The sequence below is a fragment of the Gracilibacillus alcaliphilus genome (assembly GCF_016909015.1).
Lineage (GTDB): Bacteria > Bacillota > Bacilli > Bacillales > Amphibacillaceae > Gracilibacillus > Gracilibacillus alcaliphilus.
Genome location: NZ_JAFBFA010000027.1, coordinates 51,604 through 76,414, shown reverse-complemented (window position 1 = coordinate 76,414; position 24,811 = coordinate 51,604). Strand labels below are relative to the sequence as shown.

Here is a 24,811-nt window from a genome sequence, read left to right as displayed (position 1 = left end):
GAATTGGTAATTGCATTGGCGTTGTGTGGTAAATTCCTTAGCAATCAGTGGTAAATAAGATGTCACTGGTGGTAAAAAAACTTGGCCGTAATCAACATAAAAATAACCATGCACCTGATAAAGACGTCAGGCTGCATGGTTATTTTTAATTATCAGATGAGAGACTACCTTTTTACTCCATAGTACTCCACATACCAATCGGTAAACTGCTGTAACCCATCTTCAATTGAAGTTTGTGGTTTAAAATCAATAGCCGCTTGTAGTTTATCAGTAGAGGCATATGTTGCTGGTACATCACCTGGCTTAATTGGTTCAAATTGCTTTTCGAATACCATTTCTTTACCTAGTGATTTACTCATACATTTCTCCAGGGTCTCAATAAATGTCATTAACTTTTCAGGTTGATTATTACCGATATTGTAGACTTCATGTTTCACCTCACCAGTTGGTTTATGACTGATTAGGCGCTCGATCCCTTCGACAATATCATCAATATAGGTAAAATCACGGTATAAGTCATTGTCAAAATCACCATTATTATAAATTTGGATCGGTTCATTACTAAAGAATTTATTAGTAAAACCAAAATAAGCCATATCTGGTCTGCCCATAGGGCCATAAACTGTGAAAAAACGTAAACCAGTAGCAGGAATATCATATAAATAACTATATGTATGTGCCATTAATTCATTTGTTTTCTTTGTTGAAGCATATAAGGATACAGGATTATCAACAAAATCTGTTTCTTCAAATGGAACCTTCTTATTTGCACCATATACAGAACTGGATGAAGCATAGATAAGATGATCTACTGGATAATGACGGCATGCTTCTAAGATATTGTAGAAGCCATTAATATTACTTTGAATATAGACATCTGGGTTTTCGGCGGAATATCTAACTCCACCTTGTGCAGCAAGATGAATCACAACTATCGGTTGATATGTCTTGAATAAATTAAATATTTGTTCTTTATCTGCTAAGTCTAATTTTATAAAAATAAAATTGTTATAAGGTTCTAATAAATTCAAACGTTTTTCTTTTAATTTTATATCGTAATAATCATTGAGATTATCTATTCCTATAACAATTTTGCCTTGATCAAGCAACTTCTTAGATAAGTAATAACCAATAAATCCAGCTGCTCCTGTAACTAAATGTACCTTTGTCTCTTTACCCAAAGATGCTCCGCCTCTCCATTAACCAATGTTACGAACTTTTAGTTTTCCAACAAAGTGTGCCTATACTATATTCTTTATACCTTCTACAATAAAATGAGTTTCAATCACCTTAAATCAAAGATGTATGTATTAAGTTAGTGCGTTATTTAGATGATATAAAAGTTCTGATCCTTTTTATTCAATTTGCTCTTTCGACTTTTTGACTACATCATGTATAATTGGTACTTAGATTCGTCTCAGTTATAAATATAACCATGTATATGATATAAAATATCACGATACATGGTTATTTTCAATTCAGCCCAGAAAATATCTAACGGATAACTTATAGTAAGTCAGCTATTTCTCTACTTTTTGCTTTTGGCGGCCTACCAATTGAATAGTATTCTACTTCACTATCAGCCATCTCTTGTACATCGTATATATTCCTTCCATCATAAACCAATGGAGAACGCATAAGGTGTCTATATTGATCTGGTGTAATTGCCTTTATTTCTCCCCATTCTGTAAAGATAAAACATATACTTGCACCTGTTAATGCCTCTTCCGGACTAGTAACATAAGTAATTCTTCCTTTATCATGATCCCCTTCTGGGTAGAACTGTTGGAAATTGTCTGACCCTACTGGATCATAAGCATAAATATCTGATCCCTCTTTTAAAAGTAATGGGATATTTTCTAGAGAAGGAGCTTCACGCAGATCATCTGTCCCTGGTTTAAATGTTAATCCTAGTACTGCGACTTTAATGCCATCAAAAGTAATTACTCTTTGTCTTGCCTTTTCATATAATTTGATTTTCTGTTCAATATTAACATCTATTGTGGCTTTGACTGTTCGAAGATTATACCCATTTTGTCTTGCAATAAACTCTAGAGCACTTGTATCTTTTGGAAAGCAAGAACCACCGTATCCAATACCTGCATTTAAAAACTTATTGCCAATTCTTTCATCATAGCTCATACCTTTTGCCACATCTTGAATATCTGCGCCAACTAGTTCACAAAGATTAGCAATATCATTCATATACGAAATTTTTAACGCAAGAAAATCATTAGACGCATATTTAATCATTTCTGCTGAACGGCGATTAACAGATACAATAGGGATACCAAATGGTTCGTAAATGCTAGTTAATATTGACTCTGCCCATTCGCTTTCTGTTCCAATTACAATTCTATCTGCCTCTAATGTATCTTTGACAGCTGAGCCCTGTGCAAGAAATTCTGGATTAGAGGCAACCTCTACTCTTACATCATGCACCAGAAAATCATTAATAAATTGTTCTACTTTATCATTTGTTCCAACAGGTACTGTAGACTTCACTACAACTAAACAATCTTTATTAATAGATTCTGCCACTTGCCGTGCAACTGTAGCAATATACTTTAAATCAGCTGATCCATCTTCTCGCTCAGGAGTACCTACACCAATGAATACTGCTTCTGCTTCTTGATAAGCACTCTGGTAATCTGTCGTAAAATGCAATCTGCCAGCAACAATATTTTTATTCATTAACTCTTCTAATCCATCTTCATAAATTGGAGAAATTCCCTTGCGCATTGTCTTTACTTTTTGTTCATCGATGTCTACACAAGTTACATAATGGCCGTTTTCAGCCATACATACACCTGTAACTAATCCTACATATCCTGTCCCTGCTACTGCTATTTTTTTCATATATTATTTACTCCTTTAATACATAATAATAAATCTCACGATAATAAAGGCAACATAAAAATGTTTAAGACTCTTCAAGCATTACTCCAATACACAGGAAAGCTTCCAAAGATATACTCATTAAACAAGAAGTATGAATGGCAATTTATTTTTCACAACTAAACTTTTATTCCTTGTAGAATAGAGATATATCAAACACCAACTTTTACATTCTTCTATCAAAAATAACTTTAATAACGGAAACATGTACACTATAAATGAATTATAAAATACTAATATTATTAACAAGCTCTTTTAGTAGGATTAAAATCCACTTCAAAAAGTTGAATCGTAAAAATGATCAATCATCTTAGGAATGTGCATATAAGAAATAAAACTTCTTCTTCTTTCATCTTTCAATTTTTCTCGTTATCTTAAGTGTCAATAATTTCATAAGTGTTAGGAGAACTTATTTTAACTAAAATAATATCTATTTTAGTTAAAAATCACCTAATCATAATTACTTTTAAAGATAATATCAATGGTAAATATTTGTTATTTATATAGTAACAAATTAAAATAATAATAGCTAAAGAGATTATAGTTTCAAAGGCTTTATAAGCAAATTAATTTATCTTCAACCCTTGAACTTTCTACTTCAATAAATGCATTAAAAATTAAACTGATTACATTAATTTTATTTACATTTACTTTATAATCCTCCTAATTTCTCTCAGTATTTTAGAGGCAGCCCGTTTAGGAAGACTAGGCTTAATCACTTTTTTGTATTCTTTAATGAATGGTTCCATATATTGAATGAAATACTTAAATTCACCTTGTTCAATAGCATATCGATACCCCCTAAAACTCTCCATTGAGAGTTTTGAGCGATGTTCGTAAGTTAACTTACGTTTTCTTGAAAGATTATTGTTTGGCTCTACTCTTTTCTTAGGTCTCCATTTATTTTCTTTATCTTTTAGATACAATCTATAAGACAGCCCATCTCTTCTATGTCTAAAGCCTCCAGCTTGCGAATCATAGACTTTATCTGAACTAATTTTTTCTAGATGAATGGATTCTCCATTATATTGCTCAAGTAAACTCTTTAGCTCAGAATTTCGAACTACTATAACATTTGTACCTAGACTATCTTGTGAATACTCAGGTAACCATGCATCACCTACTGTTATGTCTGCTGTCTCTGCAAGAATATCATCACAAAATTCACAAGCATTATATTTAAAAAAGCCGTATCCCCAATTTGTTGTGTATAAATCTCTTGTTGGTGAAGAAACTTTTGATTCTTTACCTTCTACATCTCCCATTACTTCAACGCCATAATGATTCGCAGGCCTATCAGGCAATTTCTTTCTAAAATCTATTGCTTTCAAGCTTTGAGGTTTCACGTCTAATTGCCATCCTATGGATTTAGCAAACATTTCGCTTTTTAAATGACCACAAACTAAACCTATGTGATATTTTACTCTTTCGTTTAAAATATTATCTTGCTTTTCTAACAGCCGAACACCTTTAATATAACAAGGAATTCCAATAATAGCATATCTCCCTTTATTGTTTCTAACAAAGTTTAAGACTTCGGATAATTCAATTGGATAATACTTAGACTTAGAACCTTTTAGTAATTCATTTACATCATTAGATACATCATACTTAAATAAAGGATCTTCTGTTGGTTTTACATGAATAATCCCATCAACTAAATTATTTTCTAATAATTTTGCTGCAATCCAGTTTCCCATGCCTCCAGAACTTCCTTTTTTCCTATATGGTTCTTCTAATACATACCCAGCAAATGCTTGTAGATGGTAACCAGAGTATTTATCATAAGTGATATCTAATTGCTGCCCAAATACTTCTTGGCCGATTACATCTTCTACATTATTATTTTCTGAAAAGGGACATACATCAATTACTGGATCGCTAAGTTCATTTAACTCTTCTGGTTTTATATATGGAATGTATTTACCATTTTCATCTATTCTCATGCTAATAGGAGAATTTTTAAAACTAGCACAAATACCGCAACCAATACAATAATCATTATCAACTACTGTTGACATTAATTCGGAAACTTGACTAACCATTATAACCATCCTTTTTTAATAATTGGTTTTAACAGTTTTCCTATAACTGATTTAACCATTTGCTTTTCGTAGGAATTCATAATAAACCGCCATGATGTTACAAAGTACATAATACTAAATATAGAGATCTCTATAAGATATATGTAAATGCTATCAAAAGGAACTAACCACTGCCATATTTCCCACACAAACATCAATATTATTATAGAAGGGATAATTTTTAGGGTGTTTTTCCAAAATAAAAGCATATCAATTCCAACTTTATAATGATAAAACAAGTTCATTGCCAAAATATTACCTAATGCAAGAGAAATTGTAGTAGCAAATGCCACACCTATCTCTCCAAATTTAATAGCTAAAGGAATAGATAACACTATATTTAAAATAGCTATTACTATTAGTATTAATGAACGGAATTTTTGCATGTTCTTTGCATATAATACAGAAATTCCATAGTTCTGTATTAGTGTAATAGTTAATGGTACCATAATAATCAAAGTAATAACATATGCGTCTTTATATGAATCCCCAGCCCAAATTTGTATAAAACTACGGCCAAACAAAGTGAAACCAGATAAGATAAAAAGCATTATTAATAATTGAATTCTCCCATATCGGATCATATCAGCAGTTAGTTCATTATTAGATACATTTTGTGCAATCATTTTAGAAACCTTAGGTAGGAATAAACTACTAATTGATGTAGAGAATTTAATATATAATCTTACAAACTGCATTGCAATTGCATAAACAGCAACCGGTAATGTACCTAATAATGCACCTAATATAAATTGATCAGTATTCCAATATATTTGATCCACCACAATTCCTAGAAATACAAAAAAAGAATACATCAATATTTCTTTTAATAGGGTATAATCAATTTTCTCAAAAGAAATTTTGATTTTTAATGTTTTGAAACAATAATACATCTTGTATATCAAAAGACTTAAATTAACTATTGTAGTGATCACAACCATAGATACAGCTCCATAACCAACCATAAGTATCGGCAAAGTAATTAATGGTGCTGCAACAGACCTAACTATTTCTACTACTTTAACAAAGACAAACCTTTCATAAGCCTGGATTATTGAAGTAAAAATAGAAAGAGGGAATGAGAGAGAAAAATTTATTATAAGTATAATCACCATTATTTTCCCTTTTTTCAGCTCATCAGTAGTTAAGGAATTTCCAAAAATAACATCAATATACTGGTAAAAAACAACTCCTAAAATCACTGTTAAAAGACCTATAATCATATACAACTTTAAAAACATGCCATTAAGTTGAGCTCCTGTGTTCTCATTGCCTATGGCCCTGTTTCTAGCATTATATCTTATAATTGCATTTCCTAATCCTAAATCTAAAACACTAAAATATGCTGCAAAGGAACCAATTAATGCATATAATCCATATTCAGACTGTCCTAATAATCTAATTATAATTGGTGTATAAAGCAGAGCCACTATCATTGCAACGATTAAAGATAAATATGACAGAATAACCCCACTTCTTAATTGATTCATATATATAACAACTTCTTTCGATTTTTAATTCTATATACTATACTTTTATCTTTACTTCATTGAATTTCTTAAAAAAGCCAAAGATTTCTCTCGTTCTTCATTTAAAATTATATTTATATTCGTATAGTCGATATTCAAAATACTTTCATAATTCTTAATATTTTTCCATTTCCTATCCAATAAATTAAAAGTATTTAAGAGTGTATCAATTCTTGAATTCATAGACTGTCCTTTACTTTGTCTATCAAATACTACAAAATTCTTTCTGAACAATATTGAAAAAACAGAACCATGAAAAGAATCAGTCAAAAAGACTTCAGAGGAGTTAATATAATCTAAAAATTCACTTGGATCAGCAGTATATGCATGTATATCTTTTTTATTTGCTAAGTGTATAATTTCTAAAGAGTAGTGTGCTGCTATTGACTTTATTTCTTTTTCTGTCTCCTCAGAAACATCACCTAAAAAATAGGTTAGTAAATATTTAGAACTTGGTTTATGCTTATGAGGACTAGCAATATCTAACCAGTCTTCAGAGTTAAGCAATAAAGTAGGATCTAAAACAACTTCAACATCTTTCCTACCAGTTAATTGATTAATAATTTCAACCCCAGCTTGTTCTCTAACAGACAGAGAGGAAATATTTCCTAACCATTCTTTATAATTTGCTTGGTATTTTGGTGGAATCTCAGATACCCCAAAACTTGCCGCATAGGATATCCTTTTTTCTAGCGGAGCAAATGTTAAAAAATAGGAAGATACCCCATTGTTAAAAGCTGGATTCCATACTTGATCACTTCCTGTAACAAAATAATCATACTCTTTTATTTTACTTTCTTGAAAATTGTTATCAGAGATATAAAAGTTGGTTTCTTTAATAAATTTCTTTGAAAAGAAAATAAATTTATTCAATCTCATTCTTTCATATTTATAACTCGGAGTGTATAATTGCACATTTTGAAGTAATTTTTTTATTTTCCTTTTAATTAATATACTAATCCCGTCATTATTTTTTTTATACTTATCAACTAATATTGTGTCAACTTGGGCTCCTTCTTTTTCGATTACTTTTTGTAATGCATAATTTTGAAGACGATTCCCATAATTAAAATTCCCATTTAACGTTATTATTCCAATTTTTTTCATTAATATCGTTCCTTTTGATTTATATTTTTGGATAATATTGAATAGAATAATCCAACAGAAATCAAATATATACTGAAATAACTAAAATCATATATTGGATTACCTGTAAGTCCATACAATAAAAAGAATGTTTGACAAAATAATGAATAAAGAATACCAATTTTAGCTTCAATTGAAAAACTATTTTGTTTTAATGAAATTATTCTAGCAAATTTAAAAGTTTTTATATAAGTTATAAACATTGGTAAAAATATTACAAGCGCACTAAAAATCCCTGTTTCACTTAATATTTGCAAATAAATATTATGGGTTTGCATCTCTGTTTCTACCGTTACAGTACCTACTACATGCGAACTAAAGTTACCCCATCCTACACCAAGTAATGGATTATTCAAAAAAAGTTGCCATGCTAAATGCCACAGATCTAATCTCCCACTTGAAATATCCTGGTCTAAGCTAAGATTTTGAATAGTCATACTTAACCTAAAAAATAGAGTTTCACCAACACTTGTCAATAGTAGTAAAGGGATGATTACTAAAGAAGAAATTACACCTATAATAATTAGATTTATACTCTTTTTGAATTTCTCAATATAATGAGTAGAAAATTGCAAATATACAATTACTATAGAAATAAAGGTAAACAGCAAATGTGCTCGTTTTTGAGTTAATAATAACGCAAATACTAATAGAAAAAATAGAATAACATTTAGCCCTTTGTTTTTTGTGTTTTTATTTACTAACCAAATACAAAACATTAAACCAATTCCGTTAATTATATACCCTGCACTATAAGCCACCTGTGATGTAAAACCTGTATAATATCCTTGAGCCATTAATTCCTTGATATTATCCGCATAACCAGAAATAAGAGTTGATAAAAATAATCTTTCATATAATGAGGGGAAAATATAAGAAAAAATTACTGATAAAGCTATTACAATAGAAAACCACTTTATTAGATTTGCACTTGATTTATAATTTTTAACTTCAGTTCTTACAAAGTAAGTTATAATTAAGATCATAATATAAACGATTGGTACAGCAATTTCTTTAGTTCTAAACTCTGTGCTATGTAAACTTGCTATTATACCAATAATAGATAAAATGAATAACAAATCTGTTTTAAAAAATAAAAATTTATTTTTTGTTATTGTTTCACTTATAAACATAATAAATAAAACAAGTAAAATAATTGCTATATGTAGAAAAAGGCTATTAAATACTGCTTCTAAAAGTGAAGCAATATAAGCATATATAATCAAGATCATAATACAAATTTTTTTCAAATCGATTCTATCACTGGCAATCATAAAATATGGCTCCTTTATTTATCATATAAACCATGCACTTATCTATATAAATGTTTTAATCTATTCTTTAAACCATATATTTTTCTCTTTATAAATAAACGAAATGCTTTAAAATAATACATAGTGGTTGTATTTTTCACCAAAAAATTTTTTATGCAAGATTTTTTATACCTTGAGTCGATTTTTGAATATGTGTATAACGAATTTATCAAATTATTAATCCTATCTTCAATTATCATAATTTCATTTAAATCTGTGATTGAAGTCTTTAGTTCTATTAATCTATATAATACTGTGACTTTAGAATCGAAAGAAAATTTTGATTGAGCCTTTGATGTCATTGTGGATCCTTCGCGATATCGTCTATGGTAATAAAATTTCGAAGCATACATAGCTCTATTAACAGATATAAATACCTTTGTTGTAAATAATTCATCTTCATGGATAATATTTGGTTCAAATAAAATATTATTCTCTGCAAGAATATCTTTTCGAATTATATACAATACTGGTGAAGCAGAAAATGCATTTTTAGATTTTCGCAAGAAATCTTCTTTATTATATATTTTTTTAGTATTAAACTCGTCACTAAAATCATATGTAGAATGGGTTATAGCTACGTTCTTACCACTAGAAAATGATTTAGCACCAAACCTTATAATATCAAGATGATACTTTTCCATTTGGGGCACTAATGAACTAAAAGTATCAGACAATATCAAATCATCTGAATCGAGAAAGTATATATATTTTCCTTGAGCTAACTCAATCCCTTGATTTCTTGCTGCAGATTGACCTTGATTTTTCTGTGTTATAACTTTTATATTAAAATGTTGAATATCGTATTGCTTTAAAATTTCGCTACTACCATCATTACTTCCATCATCAACACAAATTATTTCAATATTCTTATAACATTGATTTAATACCGATTCAATACATTCAGATAAATATTCCCTTACATTATAAACAGGTATAACAACAGTAATTAATGGTTCTTTCATCATTCTCTCCTTTTAAACTTACGGTCTCTATCCCTTAATATACTTTTCAAACTCATTATTTTGGTATGACCTTGAGTAAAGATCTATAGTATTTGTTTTTGTCAAATAGGTAATTTTATTTTCAATCAAGTAATTTAAGGTATGTATTAAGTCTTTTTCATTATTACATGAGTAGCCATGCTCAAATTTAGAAACAAAATTTGATAAATAAGTATTCTTTTTCCCTATATATATTATTGGTTTATTAACATACACATAGTCATATATTTTAGTACCAATAGCCCTTTTCCTAATATCAATAATTACAGTAACATTAGCAGATTTTAATTCCTTTATTCCATCAGCATAATCTAAAAAGCCTGTACTTATAAAATTATTAGTGTTAAAGTTTAATTCATTTATAATCGACCTTGTAACAGACTCCTCAAGCCCGACTTGAACTATATTTAGATTATTATGATTTGCATTTATTCCTTTGACTGCCTTAAACAGGATATTTGAATACTCTTTTGAATAATAAGATAATTTTCCAAATATCATTAAATTATAGTCCCTACCAGTCTCGATAAAACTTGCATTTTCATTAGAAATATATGCTTCTTTAAGATAAGTATCATCGTAACCATTGTAAACTACTTTTATCTTCTTATTAAAAAAAGGGTACATTTTTTTTAGAGTTTTTGCCCACCCCTCCGTCACTGTAATTATCTTATGAGAATGAAAAAAAGCCCTGGCTTCTATCGGGAAAAATATTATTTTTTTAAATATATTTTTAGGATGTAAAAAGTCTCTCATATTCCTTATGTCTAATAACCATAGATCTCTATAATCTATGATGCATTTAGTATTATAGTCTTTTTCAGAAATTGTACACAGAGGAACTGTGTAGTAGGGGCCACAAGTTATGATAACTCTGTCATAATTGTTTTTTTCCATCAATCTCCTAAAAATCTTTTCATAACTCTTCTTATTTTTAAAATACTCACCTTGATTTCTACTTATATCAACATAATATTTTTTTACATTTTCAAATTTAAAATTACTTATATTTTGAATTTCTGTTGATGAAAGTTTATTTGTTAACACAGTTACTTGAAATTCCTTTTGTATTAAATGCCGTACCAGGCTTGAAATTCTTACTACTGCTACGCTTTGATATGGTGGGAAATAAGGTGATACAATCAATACTTTCATACAGCAGTTAACCCCTCATTATTTATTTTTTAAAATATCTCTATAAACTTTAGAGAGTTTCATAGTTACACTTTCTTCACTAAATAAAGAACATGCTTTAGAAGATATACTTTCTCCATCATACAAATTTTTATTAATCAATAATTCGTATAATGCTTTTTCAAGCTCATTTATACTATTTTTTTCAAAAAGAATACCATTTTCTTTTGAAATGTAACGATCAATCGGTCCATTTTTTATACCAATCACGGGTTTTCCACTTACCATTGCTTCTATAAAAGGGACACCAAATGTTTCTAATTCACTTGCAGAAACAAATGCATCACTTTCTCGTATTATTTTTGCGGTTTGATGTCTAGTTTGAAAACCAAGTAATAAAATTTGATCTTCCATTTTATTTTTTTTCACTAATTCTAATAAATCATTATAAACTGGTCCTCCACCTACAATAACTAATCTCACATTTTGATTTCCTTTAAAAGCCTTAATAAATGCCCTAACTAAAAAATCAAACCTTTTTACTTTTACCAATCTACCTATAGTCACAAATTGAAGATACTCTCTATTATTTTGGTTTGAATTGTTATCATAATAAAATTCTGGTGAAACCATGTTAGGAATAACTAGAATATTCTTATTTGTCTTCGTTATTTCTTCTATACTACGTTTCAAAGTATCGCTAACACAAATAAGAGTATTTGACTGCTCTGTTATCCTTTTTAAAAGGTTCACACGGAATGGTTCTAAATCTTTTATCTGGACTTTGGTCCAATGCTCGGTAACAACTATCGGCTTATCAAAAGACTTCAAGTATTCCCAAACATCTGTGGTTAAAGTTAACAATGGAAAATGCACATGGATAATATCTGGAATACCATACTTCTCAATAATCCTTTTCATTAACTTTCTATAATAGAATAATTTTATTTTAGAAAATAAATTTTGTGGCAGCCCACCGATAGGTAAGTGGTAACAATACCCTTTTGCATGCTCAGATTGTTTTTCAAAAAAACCGAACTTTCTCAACCTTTTTATTGAACGAGTGTCAATAGATATATATATTATCTTATGCCCATATTTCCCCAATGCTTCTGCTTGCTCATATTCAAATATACCCATCATTCCTGTTTCTTGTTGCGGATAGGAACGTCCTATTTTTAAAATAAACATAGTTATACAGTTTCTTCCTTTTCACTATAATAGTTAAATAAATCAGTGACTATTGATGGCATATCATATACAGGTCTCCAATTGAAGTCATTGTAAAACTGGCTACTATTAATTAAATTATTAAAGTCATCGTTGCCTTCAGTAATTTCTAATTTTACTTCTCTGCCTAATAAATCAGCAGCCTGTTGTTTCACAGTCTCCGCCAATTCTAATACCGTAAAATAATAATGATTTCCTAGATTATAAACGTTATTCCATTGGTTTGGATCAACGTTAAGCATTTGAATCAATGCTTCAGCAGCATCCCTAACATCCAAATAGGAAATTTTTTGGTTTCCACCATTAATAATAATAGATTTATTACTTAAAGCATTTTTCACAAATCTATTTGTCATTCTCGCTTCTAATTCATTACCAGTTAAACTTGCTAATCTAATATTAGAATAGTTGATTTTAAAATCAATCAACTCACAAGTTGCTGCCACGATTCTTTCAGTAGCATATTTCGTCATACCATAAAAAGATTCAGGTACTACTTGTGTTGTTTCATCAGTATTGGTTTTTGTTTTTTGGCTGTATACACTCTGTGAAGATATATTAATTATATTTCTTATACCTTTTTTAATCATTTTTTGAATTATTTCTTCTGTAAATTCTATCCCTTTAGCTAATTTTGATGGGTCAGAACTTCTTGGAAATGCACAATTAATGAACACATCGTTTTCGCTCAAACCGTCTATCGTTTTCAAAAATTCATTAATAATATAAATATTTAGATTTTCTTCGGTACCAATTTCAGATTTCAACTTATTAGCATTGGACGTAAGAGCTACTACGTTATATTCATTTTTCCGAACCATCTGTTTAACTAATTGTTTTCCTAAAAAGCCACTAGCACCACTTACAATTACTGTTTTTGGTGAATTCAAGTTAATTTCCCCCTTAACTCAGTAGTATCAAAACCCGCTAATAGCATTTGTTCATCATCTGTTGATACAACTTCTAGTTGTTCATATATATTGTTTAAAATCTCCTCTAATTTCTCTTGACTAGGTGATGTAGCAAAAACTCTTAATAAAATTTGCTTCAAAGTACCTTTAGCATTTAGAGGAATTTCACTGCCCTCTTTATGTGCAAAAACTGCATCCAACACTCCCGGTATACTTAAAATTTTATCAACACCCTTTATCGTTCTAATTTTCCCAGGTTTTACCAAAAAAGAAACGTTACATGCATATTCTTTCCATTGTGATTCAATTTTTTCTTTGATTGAATAATCAGACATTTTTCCGGTTATTGCAAAATGTATTAACATTTCTAATGTATTATATTCTGCCATTTGGTCAAATAATTTATACTCAAGTGTACCAGTTAGGCGATAACCAATATCATATACCAAACATTCTCCATCTTCTACTAAACACTGCATAAACACCATTCCATTTTTCATTTTCAATGATTGGAACATTTTCTTTACATTTGGCTCAATGTTCGCTTTATATTTCTGTATGTGCACTGATGGAAATGTATAAGCTACTGGCAAAGGAATTGTATCAGGTTGATTTTGTTTGATATGTCTATTTGCAATTGTGGCAAGATAAATTTCGCCATCTTGTAAAATGTAAAATACAGTAACTTCCTCACCTCTAATATAACGCTCAACTAATACTTGTTTTCTTTCAGAGAATTGTAACGCCTTTTTATAGCCTTCTAACAATTCTGATTGATTATAGCACACTGAAATACCTTTGCCGCCACTGGCATCAGACGGCTTTACTAAAACAGGGTATTTTATGTTCAAATCATTTGAACTGTTTATGACTTCATTTATGTCATAATCTTCAACTATTGGAACCCCATATTTCCTACACATAGGCTTATAGCTGCTTTTATCTATTAATACATTAAATTGTTCATATGTACCATAACAGGGAAGTCCCGCTCTTTCACATATTAAAGCATAATAAGGTAACACCGAGTCAGTGAATCCTGTTATCACTCCATCTATTTGTTCACGTTGTATTAATTCAACAATAGCCTCGATATCTGTCGTACTTATCATTAAAGCTTTATCAGCAATTTGTTTTGCTGGAGATTTTTCAATTGGATACCAGTCCGTGACAAAAGTATAAATCCCCATCTCCTTTGCTTTATTTACTATTTCACACGAAATTTGTGAACCACCTAGAATTAAAAGTCTCTTTCCTGCAAAACTAGACATTATTACCCTCCAAAAATCGTTATTTATGGTAGCTTCTTCCCTTTCCACTCACATCTGTAAGCCGGAAAAAAATCAATGTTCACATCAATTTCTTTTTGTTTACAGAGCTTATAATAAATCTCCTCATTGATTATGTTCTTGCCAATATAAAATAAATATTCTGTATTTTTACCAAATTGTTTCTTAAACTTAAATAGGTTATCCTCTTCATCACTTGTTCTGCCACCACCATGGTGAATAACTTCATATTCGTTTTCTTTTCCCCATAAAGTTACAGCGTATCGAAGTATGTATGCCGGAGAAAGGTATAAAAACTCGCTTAAAGTACCTGAAAGGTGAATATGTATTGTTTTGTTATATATAAAATAAAATCCCATTGCAATAATTTTGTCTTCATAAATTGCTTCAACTAGCAAAAGGTTTTTTTTGAAATAGTTAAGGCACTTTTCAAAATAAGCATCATCAAAATAGTAATAATCTTTTGCCTGGTTTCTATCCATTGTAGAATAATAGATTTGTTTAAATGCACTAATATCTTCAGGTTGTTCTGTTACTCTATAACTCACACCCTCCTTTAGAGATTTTCTTATATTTTTTCGACAAGATTTAGAAAACTCTGATTGAAAAGGGTCATCAAATTCTTTTAAATTAGTTCCAACTGTTTTTCTACTATATTCAACTTTGTAAACATCTTCAAAATCTTTAGCATTATTCACTAAAGGATGAAAGCGTACAAACTCAGATATTATATTATTATCTACACAAAATTCATGAAATTTGTTTTTAAACTCTAAAACCAGCTCTCGCTTCTTTCCTGGTACATAGTCAACTATGACAGGCCCACCGTAACCATATGGAGAAACAATATCAAAATATTCTTCTTTTGTGTCACCTGGTATCTTTCTTTTCAAAAAAATATATTCAATACTCCCAAATTCATTGTCTAATTTGAACACACTGCTTTCACCGTGTTCAATTTCCTCATAAAGTTTGCCATAATTATGTTCAAAATATATGTCTATCATAATATATTTTAAAACTCCCCTAACTTATTTATTTGATATCTCATATCAGAGATTCCATACCTTTGGTCACATATTAACGAAAGTTCTTGATTATAGATATTGAAAATTCGACTGTTTATATTGAGCGCTTTTGATGGCGGCCAATGAATGGGACAATATACGGAATTCTGAATTAAGTTACTTCTTATTTTATCTCTAAGTATGTCATTAACCATAAGCGGAACAAAAAGCGGACAGTCCTTAGATGGATCAAAAGTATCAAACATAAACTGAATATCTTTTGAACTTTTTAGCTGTTCATAAAGATATATTGTGTTTTCCAGTCTCTTTTTTTTAATTTCCTCCACACTGCTATATAATAATATATTCATAGAATAATCATCTATTGTTAGATTTTTATAAGTTTGACTTAAACTTTTATTAAATTCAGAATATAAAGCTAAAAATTCATTTTTAGCTATTTTGCTTGAACGTGATACTAGGTATTTTGCCTTTTTTTTCATAGCTTCTATTTTCTTATTTATGATTGCAACAGGAGGTTTATTTAATTTCACATTTTTAAAAAAACTATTTCTTTTAATAGCTACACCGCCACTCGGTAAAGGTAACCATTTGCGAATACTCCCTATTAAGTAATCTGATTTTTCACAATAATTCTTGGTAGAAAATAATCTATGTGTGATGTCTTCAATCACTAATACATTTTTCCTGTGGAAAATACTAATTATTTCATCCATATTAGAAATATAGAACCCAAAATAACTCATTCCCAAAAACACATCGATTTTTTTATCAAAGTCAACTTTGTATATAACACTTCCATTTTTAAAAACCACTTCATAGAATTCTATATTTAGTCCTTTATCAATAAAAGGTTGTAACATAGAGTCACAACAATAAGAAGGTGCATACACAGTTCTTACATCCACCTTTATATCTTGTAATATATAGTCTATCGCTGTTCTACCAGAAAAAAGAAATTTACTATCTTGCCCTATATTTTTAATCATTTCATATACGGATTTCTGCTCCACTGTTTGTTGTCGTGATTCAAATAATGCAAACTCGCTACCAATTTCCATTTTTCAAACCACTTTCTTTATTTTTTTTCATACGGTATTCATGGAAATTTTCTATCTGACCAGTGCCTCTAACTGTTACATCTTTTCTTTTAAAAACGACAATGATAGTTTTCACTATAATTCTTATATCAAACATTAAAGAGATATTAGATATATATTCAATATCATAAGCAAATCTTGTTTCCCAAGATGCCTTATTCCTTCCGTTCACCTGAGCTAATCCTGTTAGGCCAGGCTTTACACGGTGACGTTTTTTTTCAACTTCATTGTAATATGGCAAATATTTAACCGATAACGGGCGTGGGCCAACAAAGGACATATCACCTTTTAATATATTTAATAATTCTGGTAATTCATCTAATGAAGTAGACCTAAGTATTTTCCCGAATTTTGTAAGTCTTATGCTATCTGGTAATAACTCTCCTTTTTCATCCCTCTCATCTGTCATTGTCCTAAATTTATACATAGTAAATATTTTTTCATTAAGGCCTGGTCTCCTTTGCTTAAACAGAACAGGTCTTCCTAATTTCTCCTTTACTAAGATAGTTACAATAAGAAAAACTGGGCTTAATAGAATTATTAGAATTAAAGAAAAAAGAAAATCCAATATTCTTTTTACAAAATTACTGTAAAATGATTTTTTTGAATTATCCATCTCATATCCACAACCTTTTAATCAAGTTAATCACTCTACTTAAATTTTCATCGTTCATTTTCGTATCACTTGGCAAACAAACACCATTCTCAAACAGTTTCTCAGAAACACCTAGTCCAATAAAATCATACCCTTGAAAGAATGGCTGCATATGCATAGGCTTCCAGACAGGCCTTGACTCAATATTTTCTTTTTCTAATACTTCAATAATATCGATTGGCCTTACCTTGCCGGTTAATTGAATAGAACTTAACCAATAATTCGGATGATCCCATTCGTTAACTGGCATAAATTCAATACCTTCTAGATGATCAAGTTCACGTTTGTAATATTCAAAAATATATCGTTTCTTTTCTACTCGTTGTTCTAGTACCTTGAGTTGACCTCTACCAATTCCTGCTGTCACATTACTCATACGGTAATTATAACCTAATTCACTATGTTGATAGTGGCGGGCTTGATCACGTGATTGAGTAGCCCAAAAACGAGCCTTGTCGATTTTCTCTTCATTATTAGAAACAAGCATACCTCCACCTGATGTGGTAATAATCTTATTACCATTGAAAGAAAAAATACCATAGTCACCAAACGTACCCGTATGCTGTCCCTTATAATAACCACCTAAAGATTCCGCAGCGTCTTCAATAACAGCTACATTATGTCTGTTACATATCTCCATAATTCTATCCATATCTGCAGATAGACCGTAAAGGTGTACAATAAGTACTGCTTTCACTTCAGGATATTTCTCAAAAGCTTCTTCCAATGCTTCTGGATTCATATTCCATGTTTTTTTATCACTATCAATGAAAACAGGTATAGCATTTTGATAAATAATAGGATTAGCTGTTGCTGAAAATGTTAAAGTAGAACAGAAAACAATATCTCCCTCTTCCACCCCCGCTGCTTTCAAAGCTAAGTGTATCGCAGCTGTCCCAGAAGATAGGGCTGCTGCTGCCTTAGAACCTACTTTCTCAGCCAATTCCTTTTCAAACTCATTTACATTGGTTCCTAGTGGTGCAATCCAATTAGTATCAAATGCCTCTTTTACATATTGTCGCTCATAGCCTTCATCACTCATATGTGGTGAAGAAAGAAAGATACGTTCAGTCATAATTAAAAGCTTCCTCTCAAGTAGTTAGTTCCCCATACCATGTATAGTTAGTTAATTGCTTGTGTATACTTCTTCGAATCAACAAATACAATCTTCATTAAAGTCTCTTTTAGCTTAGTATGATCATACTCTGAAAACCCCTCGATCAATTCTCTCAATTGTTCCTGATCCACGTCTACCGTCTTCCCAATATAAATTTTCTCAAATACAGCCTCTGGGTGAACTTCGTCTTCTCCAAGTAATTCCTCGTACATTTTTTCACCAGGCCTTATACCAGAAAATTCAATCGGGATTTCTTTCTCCGTATAACCAGATAATTTGATCAAGTTTCTTGCTAAATCGACAATTTTCACCGGTTCACCCATATCTAACACAAATATTTCACCACCGCGCGCCAAGGTTCCAGCTTGAATCACAAGCCTGGAAGCCTCTGGAATAGTCATAAAATACCTTGTCATATCTGGATGTGTGACTGTCACTGGACCGCCTTCTTCAATCTGCTTCTTAAATAAAGGAATAACACTTCCACGACTTCCTAACACATTTCCAAAACGAACCGCTACAAACTTTGTCTGACTTCGTTTGGCTAAATCTTGAATAACCATTTCCGCTATTCGCTTAGTAGCACCCATCACATTAGTAGGATTAACAGCCTTATCGGTAGAAACTAAAACAAAAGTATGAATGCCAAATGCATCAGCTGCTTCTGCTACATTACGAGTGCCTATAACATTGTTTTTTACTGCCTCATGGGGATTATATTCCATTAATGGTACATGTTTATGTGCTGCTGCATGATAAATAATTCTTGGCTGATGTTGATTCACAATATCAAAGATCCGCTCTCTATCCTGCACATCTGCAATAATAGGTAAAATTTCGACATCGTCTTGATATTTTTTACGCAACTCCATATCAATTGTGTAAATACTGAATTCGCCATGACCCACCAATAAAATCTTTGATGGATTAAATCGCATTAACTGCCTACAAATTTCTGAACCTATTGAACCACCTGCACCAGTTACCATCACCGTATTACCTGTAACATACTCAGATATTGAATCAATATCTAATTCAACTGGATCCCTGCCCAGAACATCCTCTACATCGACATTTTTTAATGAACTAACCGAAATCTTACCAGAAACAATATCCTCAATTTTGGGTACCATCTGCACCTTCACATTCGTACTGTTACAAATGGTAACAATCTCTGATAAGGTACTGCTAGATAACGAAGGGATCGCAATTACAATATGTTTGATCTCCATTTCCTTGACTAGTTCTGGTATATCCTTGGTACTTCCTGCTACAGGCAAATCATAGAGCTGCATCTTATGTTTAGCCATATCATCATCAGCAAAAGCTACCGCTAAAAGGTCAGTATGTGAATGCTCATTTCTTAATTGTCTGGCAATCATTGCCCCAGCTGCACCAGCACCAACTATCAATGTCCGTTTCTTCTTCGTGTTATCATGCATATATTGATCACGGAAGATTCGCCAAATAAAACGTGATCCGCCAATTAAAATAATATGTAACAGCCAAGTCACTAATAATGCTCTTCTTAATAGAGTAAAGTCATTGACAAAGAATTGCACCACAGCTGTCGCCACGATCGTTAGTGTGATAGCTTTAACAATCGCCATGAGCTCCCCAATACTTGCATATGCCCATACCTTATGGTAGAGCTTATAAATAAATGCAAATAGATGATGAAATAAGAGCAGGGCAATCGCAGTGATTACCATTACTCTCATATTAATACCATCAAAATTAGGATATACGATCCAGGATGATATAAAGATGGCTGTACTTACAATCAGCGAATCTAATAATACTAACAAACCTATTCGTTGTTTATATCCCATCTGGGCCATCCCTCTCATTATCCTTGTTTTGTTGTAATCTCTTCTGCTAAACTTGTAATTATATCTCTAATTTCCGCGCCAATTTCTTCATTTTCTAAAGCAAATTCAATTGTCGTGCGAATAAAGCCAACCTTTTCACCGACATCATATCGCTTGCCATCAAAATCATAAGCAAACACACTTTGGGTTTCATTTAATCGCTGAATCGCATCAGTTAGTTGAATTTCGCCTCCTGCACCTAATTCTTGGTTTTCTAAGTATTGAAAGATCGTTGGTGAGAGGACATATCGTCCCATAATCGCTAGGTTAGAAGGTGCTGTACCTGGTTCTGGCTTCTCTACAAAACGGTTAACTGAGTATGTCTTACCTTGCTGTTCCCTTGGATCGACAATACCGTAACGATGAGTATCACTATGCTCCACCTGTTGTACGCCGATCACAGAACCACCTGTCTTCTCATACTGATCAATTAGCTGTTTTAAACATGGCGTATCTGCCTGCACAATATCATCGCCTAATAAAACCGCAAAAGGTTCGTCACCTATAAACTTACGGGCACACCAAACCGCATGGCCTAATCCTAGTGGCTCCTTCTGACGAATATAATGAAGAGTTACATTAGCAGATTGTTTGGTTTTCTCCAATAATTCCAACTTGCCTTTCTTCAATAGATTATCCTCAAGCTCAAAGTTATGGTCAAAATGATCCTCAATCGCCCGTTTTCCTTTACCCGTTACAATAATAATATCTTCAATCCCTGATTCAATCGCTTCTTCAATAATATATTGAATTGTTGGTTTATCGACAATCGGCAGCATTTCCTTTGGCATTGCCTTTGTTGCTGGTAAAAATCTCGTTCCTAATCCTGCTGCAGGTATAATTGCCTTCCTTACCTTCTTCATATTTATAAACATCCTCCAATTATCATTTTCTAAACAGATACTTTACAACTATTCATTAACAAATTTTTATTTTTAGTTATTTCTAGCTAGAATAAGCCTAAAAATTTCTTGTTTTTAATTCGTTCCGGCTGGTCACCAATCACATGGTCACCATTGACAAGATATTGAGCATTTTCCATAAACCAATATACTGTTGAGGTGTCGAATTTCTCCTTAATAATCCCATAGGCTTCTTGCATAACAAAACCCCTCGAAGTCGTATTATGGGCATCCGAGGCGATAAAATGTGTTAAGTTGGCTTCAATTAATTGCAGGCTGAATTTCCTTATTTTTTTACCAAATTTACCTGCTACACTTGCAGCTGTCACTTGTGTTAGCGTACCGTTACTTACTAAATCATATAAAATATTGGGATTTTCAATTAATTCTTGATTTCGTTCAGGGTGTACAATAATAGGTTTGATATCTTTCAGTTGCAAATCAAACAATAATTGTTTGGTATAACGTGGAACATGATTAGAAGGCAGTTCCACAAATAAATATCCACTGGTCTTATTTAAAGGGAGCAACTCGCCATTATCTAAGTCGGTTAACATTTCTCCATTTATTCGTGTTTCTTGTCCTGGCAGTATCGTGAGAGGGATGCTTTCTTCATTTAATTTTTTGTTTAGTTGATCAACTGCTGCGATTATGTCATCTTTGGTATTATTATAACTTCCGTTTAGATGGTGTGGAGACGCAATAATGGTATTAATCCCTTGCGATACAGCACTTTGAGCCATTTGGATACTATCAGCATTATGTTTGGCTCCATCATCTACACCAGGCAGGATATGACAATGAATATCAATCATGATTTAACACCACATTTCTATGTAATTTCCATGTTATTTCTACTACAATCTACTTTTATTGCCTAATTATAGCAGTATTCTACTTGATCTACAATAGGATAATAGCTATGCTTCCTTGCCTATTATTACTGTCAATAGTGCCATCCTAATATAGAAAAAGTCTTTCAGTACCAAAATGTTCGACTAAAAGACTCTTTTATCTTAATTAAGTGCCGTAATAATAATAATGCCCCTTCTTCTGTTCACGGTCATTTAATACAACACCTAACAGCTTAGCATTTCCTACATCTAATAACTCCTTAGCCTTTTGTGCGGCTTCATACTCTGTTTGCTTACTACGCACCACCATCACAACACCATCACAAAGGTTAGCCAAGATCTGCGCATCCGTTACTGCTAATACAGGTGGTGTATCAAATAAGACCAAATCATATTCCAATTGTGCATTGGCAATTAATGTTTCCATTGCTTTCGATCCTAACAATTCAGATGGATTGGGTGGGATTGGACCACAAGTTAGTAAATCTAAGCCGGCTACATCACTGCTAACAATCGATTCCTTTAGTGTTGATTCAGCAACCAGCACACTGCTTAAACCACGCCGGTTATCGATCCGAAATGTATAATGAATAGTCGGTTTCCGCATATCGGCATCAATTAATAATACTTTTTTCCCTTGTTGAGCAAAAACAATCGCCAAATTCGCTGTTGTCGATGATTTTCCTTCCGATGGACCAGATGAAGTAACTAACATAGATTTCAAACTACTGTCCACCGAAGAAAATTGCAAATTAGTCCGAATTGTCTTATACTGCTCTGAGATTGGTGACCGTGGGTTCATTTTTGTAATCAAGTGTCGGACATTTTTTGTATTAGACTGTTTTTTTCGCTTGAACATACTCTTGTCCTCCTTTTTGATTATTGGAAGCCCTGCGGCTATTTCCCATTAAAAGGTCTTCCTCATTCATATGAGATACCGCACCTAGAATTGGTAACCCTAATTTATTTTCTACATCTTGTTCAGTTTTGATTGTATTATCTAAATATTCAAATAAGAAAGCCAGTCCCACACCAATCATTCCGCCAAGAACCAAAGCAATCGCTATATTAAGCAGTGGTTTCGGACTAACAGGAGTTGGGTTTTCTGAAACAACAGCTTCCGATAAGACATTTACATTATTCACATTCATTAGTTCCGGTAATTCTTCACGAAAAACTTCTAATGTCGTATTGGCAATATCTGCCGCTACCGTTTGACTTTCATCTGTAACCGTTAATGTTACTACCTGTGAGTTTTCGGCACTAGAAACTGATAATTTTTCAGCTAAAGCTCCTGGACTAATGGTTAGATTCATTTCCTCTACTACTTGACTAAGAATTCGATTACTAATAATAATTTCATTATACGTATTGATAATTTCTACATTAGATCGAATATCATTCAGTTCGATATTACTTGTTTCATTATTGTTATTATCTTGACTAACAATAAATTGTGTACTAGATTGATATGTAGGAGTTAACACAAAAAAACTAACAACGGCACTAATAATTCCTGCGCCAATTACGAGAAAAAGGATCAATAAAAAACGCTTTTTGATCACTTCAAATATTTCTTTCAACGAAATCGTTTCTTCCATTATTTAGCTACCCCCGAATATAATTATTCAACAAAAATAAATATGGTATACCAAGATTTGCATACCATCTTGAAAATTATATCATATTTTTTTTAGAAATGTTATAAAACTTTGTAGAATTTACAACTTTTTTACACAAAAATGTTTTCTTTTACTTGACATTTGGAGATTCATACTTTTTCTGTAAGAATAATAATTTCTTCATAATGGGCATAGAATATTTTCTCACAAATAAAAAACTGCCGAGAATCCCCCGACAGCCTTTTAAAGTTCTATTCCAGTTCTTCCTTATACCCACCTTCAAACACCGTTTCCTTAAGCGGACGGCGCGGTGATGGTTTTTCACGTTCTTGATAGCTCTCCGCTAATTTTTCCTTCTCATCTTGGTAGCCAACTGCGATTATCGCATGAAGAACAAATTGTGGCGGTATATTCAATACTTCGCGTGCCTTCTCCTTGTCAAAGCCGCCCATGGCATGTGTTACTAAACCTTTATGCATGGCTTGCAAGGCTAAATATCCCCATGAGGTGCCGGCATCAAATGCATGAGAGCCGCTTGCTTCGGAGTCTGATATGATTAATACCAAGACAGGTGCCTTCTTACACCAAGCAAGATTCCCTTCATTAATAAACGAATAATATTTCTCACGATCTTCTTCTGTACGAGCTAAGATAAAACGCCAAGGTTGTTTGTTACTGCCAGATGGAGCCCAGCGTGCAGCTTCTAAAACAGAGAATAATGTAGTTTCTTCTACATTTTGGTCTGAAAAAGACCGCGGGGACCATCGCTTTAGAAAGAAATCCTCAATTGGATGGTCTGCCTGACGATAATTATTTATATCCATATTCACCATGTAAATAGATCCTCCTTTTTGATTCCAATTCCCATTATAAAATAAAAAAAGCCTAAGCTCAAAAGACACGATTCTCAACTGCACATCATAAGATACATGTAGAATTAGCACCGCTAGGGAAACTATTAAACAAAAGGGGCGTATCCTGTGATGAAGACTTTCTTTCATTTTCTTCTGTTAATGATTCTTGGCTTTATCCTTTTTGTTGCCTTTTTGCTTGCTGTGATTCCACTAATCGGCCTCTCCACCTTCATTATCATTATCCTTTTATTACTTATTTATTGGTCTATA

The 24,811-nt window shown here is 31.9% G+C and carries 21 protein-coding genes; all 21 read right to left on the bottom strand.

Going from position 1 to position 24,811, the window contains the following annotated elements:
* Positions 1-164 precede the first annotated feature (164 nt).
* Positions 165-1,181, bottom strand: coding sequence for an NAD-dependent epimerase/dehydratase family protein (locus JOD18_RS17310; protein ID WP_204670371.1), 1,017 nt, complete (start codon positions 1,179-1,181; stop codon positions 165-167).
* Positions 1,182-1,506: 325 nt separating this feature from the next.
* On the bottom strand, positions 1,507-2,859 hold the full coding sequence (locus tag JOD18_RS17305; RefSeq protein WP_204670370.1) for a UDP-glucose dehydrogenase family protein: 1,353 nt from the start codon (positions 2,857-2,859) through the stop codon (positions 1,507-1,509).
* Between the two features lie 686 nt (positions 2,860-3,545).
* Positions 3,546-4,943 (bottom strand): Coenzyme F420 hydrogenase/dehydrogenase, beta subunit C-terminal domain, encoded by a 1,398-nt coding sequence (locus JOD18_RS17300; protein ID WP_204670369.1) that lies wholly within the window; start codon positions 4,941-4,943, stop codon positions 3,546-3,548.
* Entirely contained in the window at positions 4,943-6,472 is a 1,530-nt protein-coding gene (locus JOD18_RS17295; RefSeq protein WP_204670368.1) for an oligosaccharide flippase family protein, read from the bottom strand. The genes JOD18_RS17300 and JOD18_RS17295 overlap by 1 nt, the downstream gene beginning before the upstream one ends.
* Before the next feature lie 51 nt (positions 6,473-6,523).
* Positions 6,524-7,618 carry a polysaccharide pyruvyl transferase family protein gene (locus JOD18_RS17290; protein WP_204670367.1) on the bottom strand — a complete coding sequence of 365 codons (1,095 nt, stop codon included), beginning with the start codon at positions 7,616-7,618 and terminating at the stop codon, positions 6,524-6,526.
* The gene (locus JOD18_RS17285) at positions 7,618-8,931 is read right to left on the bottom strand and encodes an O-antigen ligase family protein (protein ID WP_204670366.1); all 1,314 of its coding nucleotides are present in this window, start codon (positions 8,929-8,931) and stop codon (positions 7,618-7,620) included. The genes JOD18_RS17290 and JOD18_RS17285 overlap by 1 nt, the downstream gene beginning before the upstream one ends.
* Before the next feature lie 38 nt (positions 8,932-8,969).
* Positions 8,970-9,935: a glycosyltransferase family 2 protein gene (locus tag JOD18_RS17280; protein WP_204670365.1), complete on the bottom strand. Its 966-nt coding sequence runs from the start codon at positions 9,933-9,935 to the stop codon at positions 8,970-8,972.
* A gap of 27 nt (positions 9,936-9,962) precedes the next feature.
* Positions 9,963-11,129, bottom strand: coding sequence for a glycosyltransferase (locus JOD18_RS17275; RefSeq protein WP_204670364.1), 1,167 nt, complete (start codon positions 11,127-11,129; stop codon positions 9,963-9,965).
* Positions 11,130-11,147: 18 nt separating this feature from the next.
* The gene (locus JOD18_RS17270; protein ID WP_204670363.1) at positions 11,148-12,299 is read right to left on the bottom strand and encodes a glycosyltransferase; all 1,152 of its coding nucleotides are present in this window, start codon (positions 12,297-12,299) and stop codon (positions 11,148-11,150) included.
* A gap of 2 nt (positions 12,300-12,301) precedes the next feature.
* Positions 12,302-13,228 carry an NAD-dependent epimerase/dehydratase family protein gene (locus JOD18_RS17265; protein ID WP_204670362.1) on the bottom strand — a complete coding sequence of 309 codons (927 nt, stop codon included), beginning with the start codon at positions 13,226-13,228 and terminating at the stop codon, positions 12,302-12,304.
* On the bottom strand, positions 13,225-14,520 hold the full coding sequence (locus JOD18_RS17260; protein ID WP_204670361.1) for an ATP-binding protein: 1,296 nt from the start codon (positions 14,518-14,520) through the stop codon (positions 13,225-13,227). Before JOD18_RS17260 ends, JOD18_RS17265 begins: the two co-directional genes overlap by 4 nt.
* 23 nt (positions 14,521-14,543) lie before the next feature.
* The gene (locus JOD18_RS17255) at positions 14,544-15,545 is read right to left on the bottom strand and encodes a GNAT family N-acetyltransferase (RefSeq protein WP_204670360.1); all 1,002 of its coding nucleotides are present in this window, start codon (positions 15,543-15,545) and stop codon (positions 14,544-14,546) included.
* Positions 15,546-15,553: 8 nt separating this feature from the next.
* A complete protein-coding gene (locus tag JOD18_RS17250) occupies positions 15,554-16,627 on the bottom strand; it encodes a hypothetical protein (RefSeq protein WP_204670359.1) in 1,074 nt (357 codons plus the stop codon).
* Positions 16,614-17,282, bottom strand: a complete 669-nt coding sequence (locus tag JOD18_RS17245) for a sugar transferase (RefSeq protein ID WP_204670358.1) — start codon at positions 17,280-17,282, stop codon at positions 16,614-16,616. Before JOD18_RS17245 ends, JOD18_RS17250 begins: the two co-directional genes overlap by 14 nt.
* Before the next feature lies 1 nt (position 17,283).
* Complete coding sequence (locus JOD18_RS17240) at positions 17,284-18,396, bottom strand: DegT/DnrJ/EryC1/StrS family aminotransferase (RefSeq protein ID WP_204670357.1); 1,113 nt, start codon at positions 18,394-18,396, stop codon at positions 17,284-17,286.
* A gap of 47 nt (positions 18,397-18,443) precedes the next feature.
* Positions 18,444-20,270, bottom strand: coding sequence for a polysaccharide biosynthesis protein (locus tag JOD18_RS17235; RefSeq protein ID WP_204670356.1), 1,827 nt, complete (start codon positions 20,268-20,270; stop codon positions 18,444-18,446).
* Between the two features lie 17 nt (positions 20,271-20,287).
* Positions 20,288-21,172, bottom strand: coding sequence for a UTP--glucose-1-phosphate uridylyltransferase GalU (galU, locus tag JOD18_RS17230; protein WP_204670355.1), 885 nt, complete (start codon positions 21,170-21,172; stop codon positions 20,288-20,290).
* Positions 21,173-21,258: 86 nt separating this feature from the next.
* Positions 21,259-22,026 carry a tyrosine-protein phosphatase gene (locus tag JOD18_RS17225; RefSeq protein ID WP_204670354.1) on the bottom strand — a complete coding sequence of 256 codons (768 nt, stop codon included), beginning with the start codon at positions 22,024-22,026 and terminating at the stop codon, positions 21,259-21,261.
* A 205-nt stretch (positions 22,027-22,231) separates the two neighbouring features.
* Positions 22,232-22,924, bottom strand: a complete 693-nt coding sequence (locus tag JOD18_RS17220) for a CpsD/CapB family tyrosine-protein kinase (protein WP_204670353.1) — start codon at positions 22,922-22,924, stop codon at positions 22,232-22,234.
* Positions 22,899-23,666 (bottom strand): YveK family protein, encoded by a 768-nt coding sequence (locus tag JOD18_RS17215; protein WP_204670352.1) that lies wholly within the window; start codon positions 23,664-23,666, stop codon positions 22,899-22,901. Before JOD18_RS17215 ends, JOD18_RS17220 begins: the two co-directional genes overlap by 26 nt.
* A gap of 272 nt (positions 23,667-23,938) precedes the next feature.
* Positions 23,939-24,520 (bottom strand): nitroreductase family protein, encoded by a 582-nt coding sequence (locus tag JOD18_RS17210; protein WP_204670351.1) that lies wholly within the window; start codon positions 24,518-24,520, stop codon positions 23,939-23,941.
* Positions 24,521-24,811: the final 291 nt, after the last annotated feature.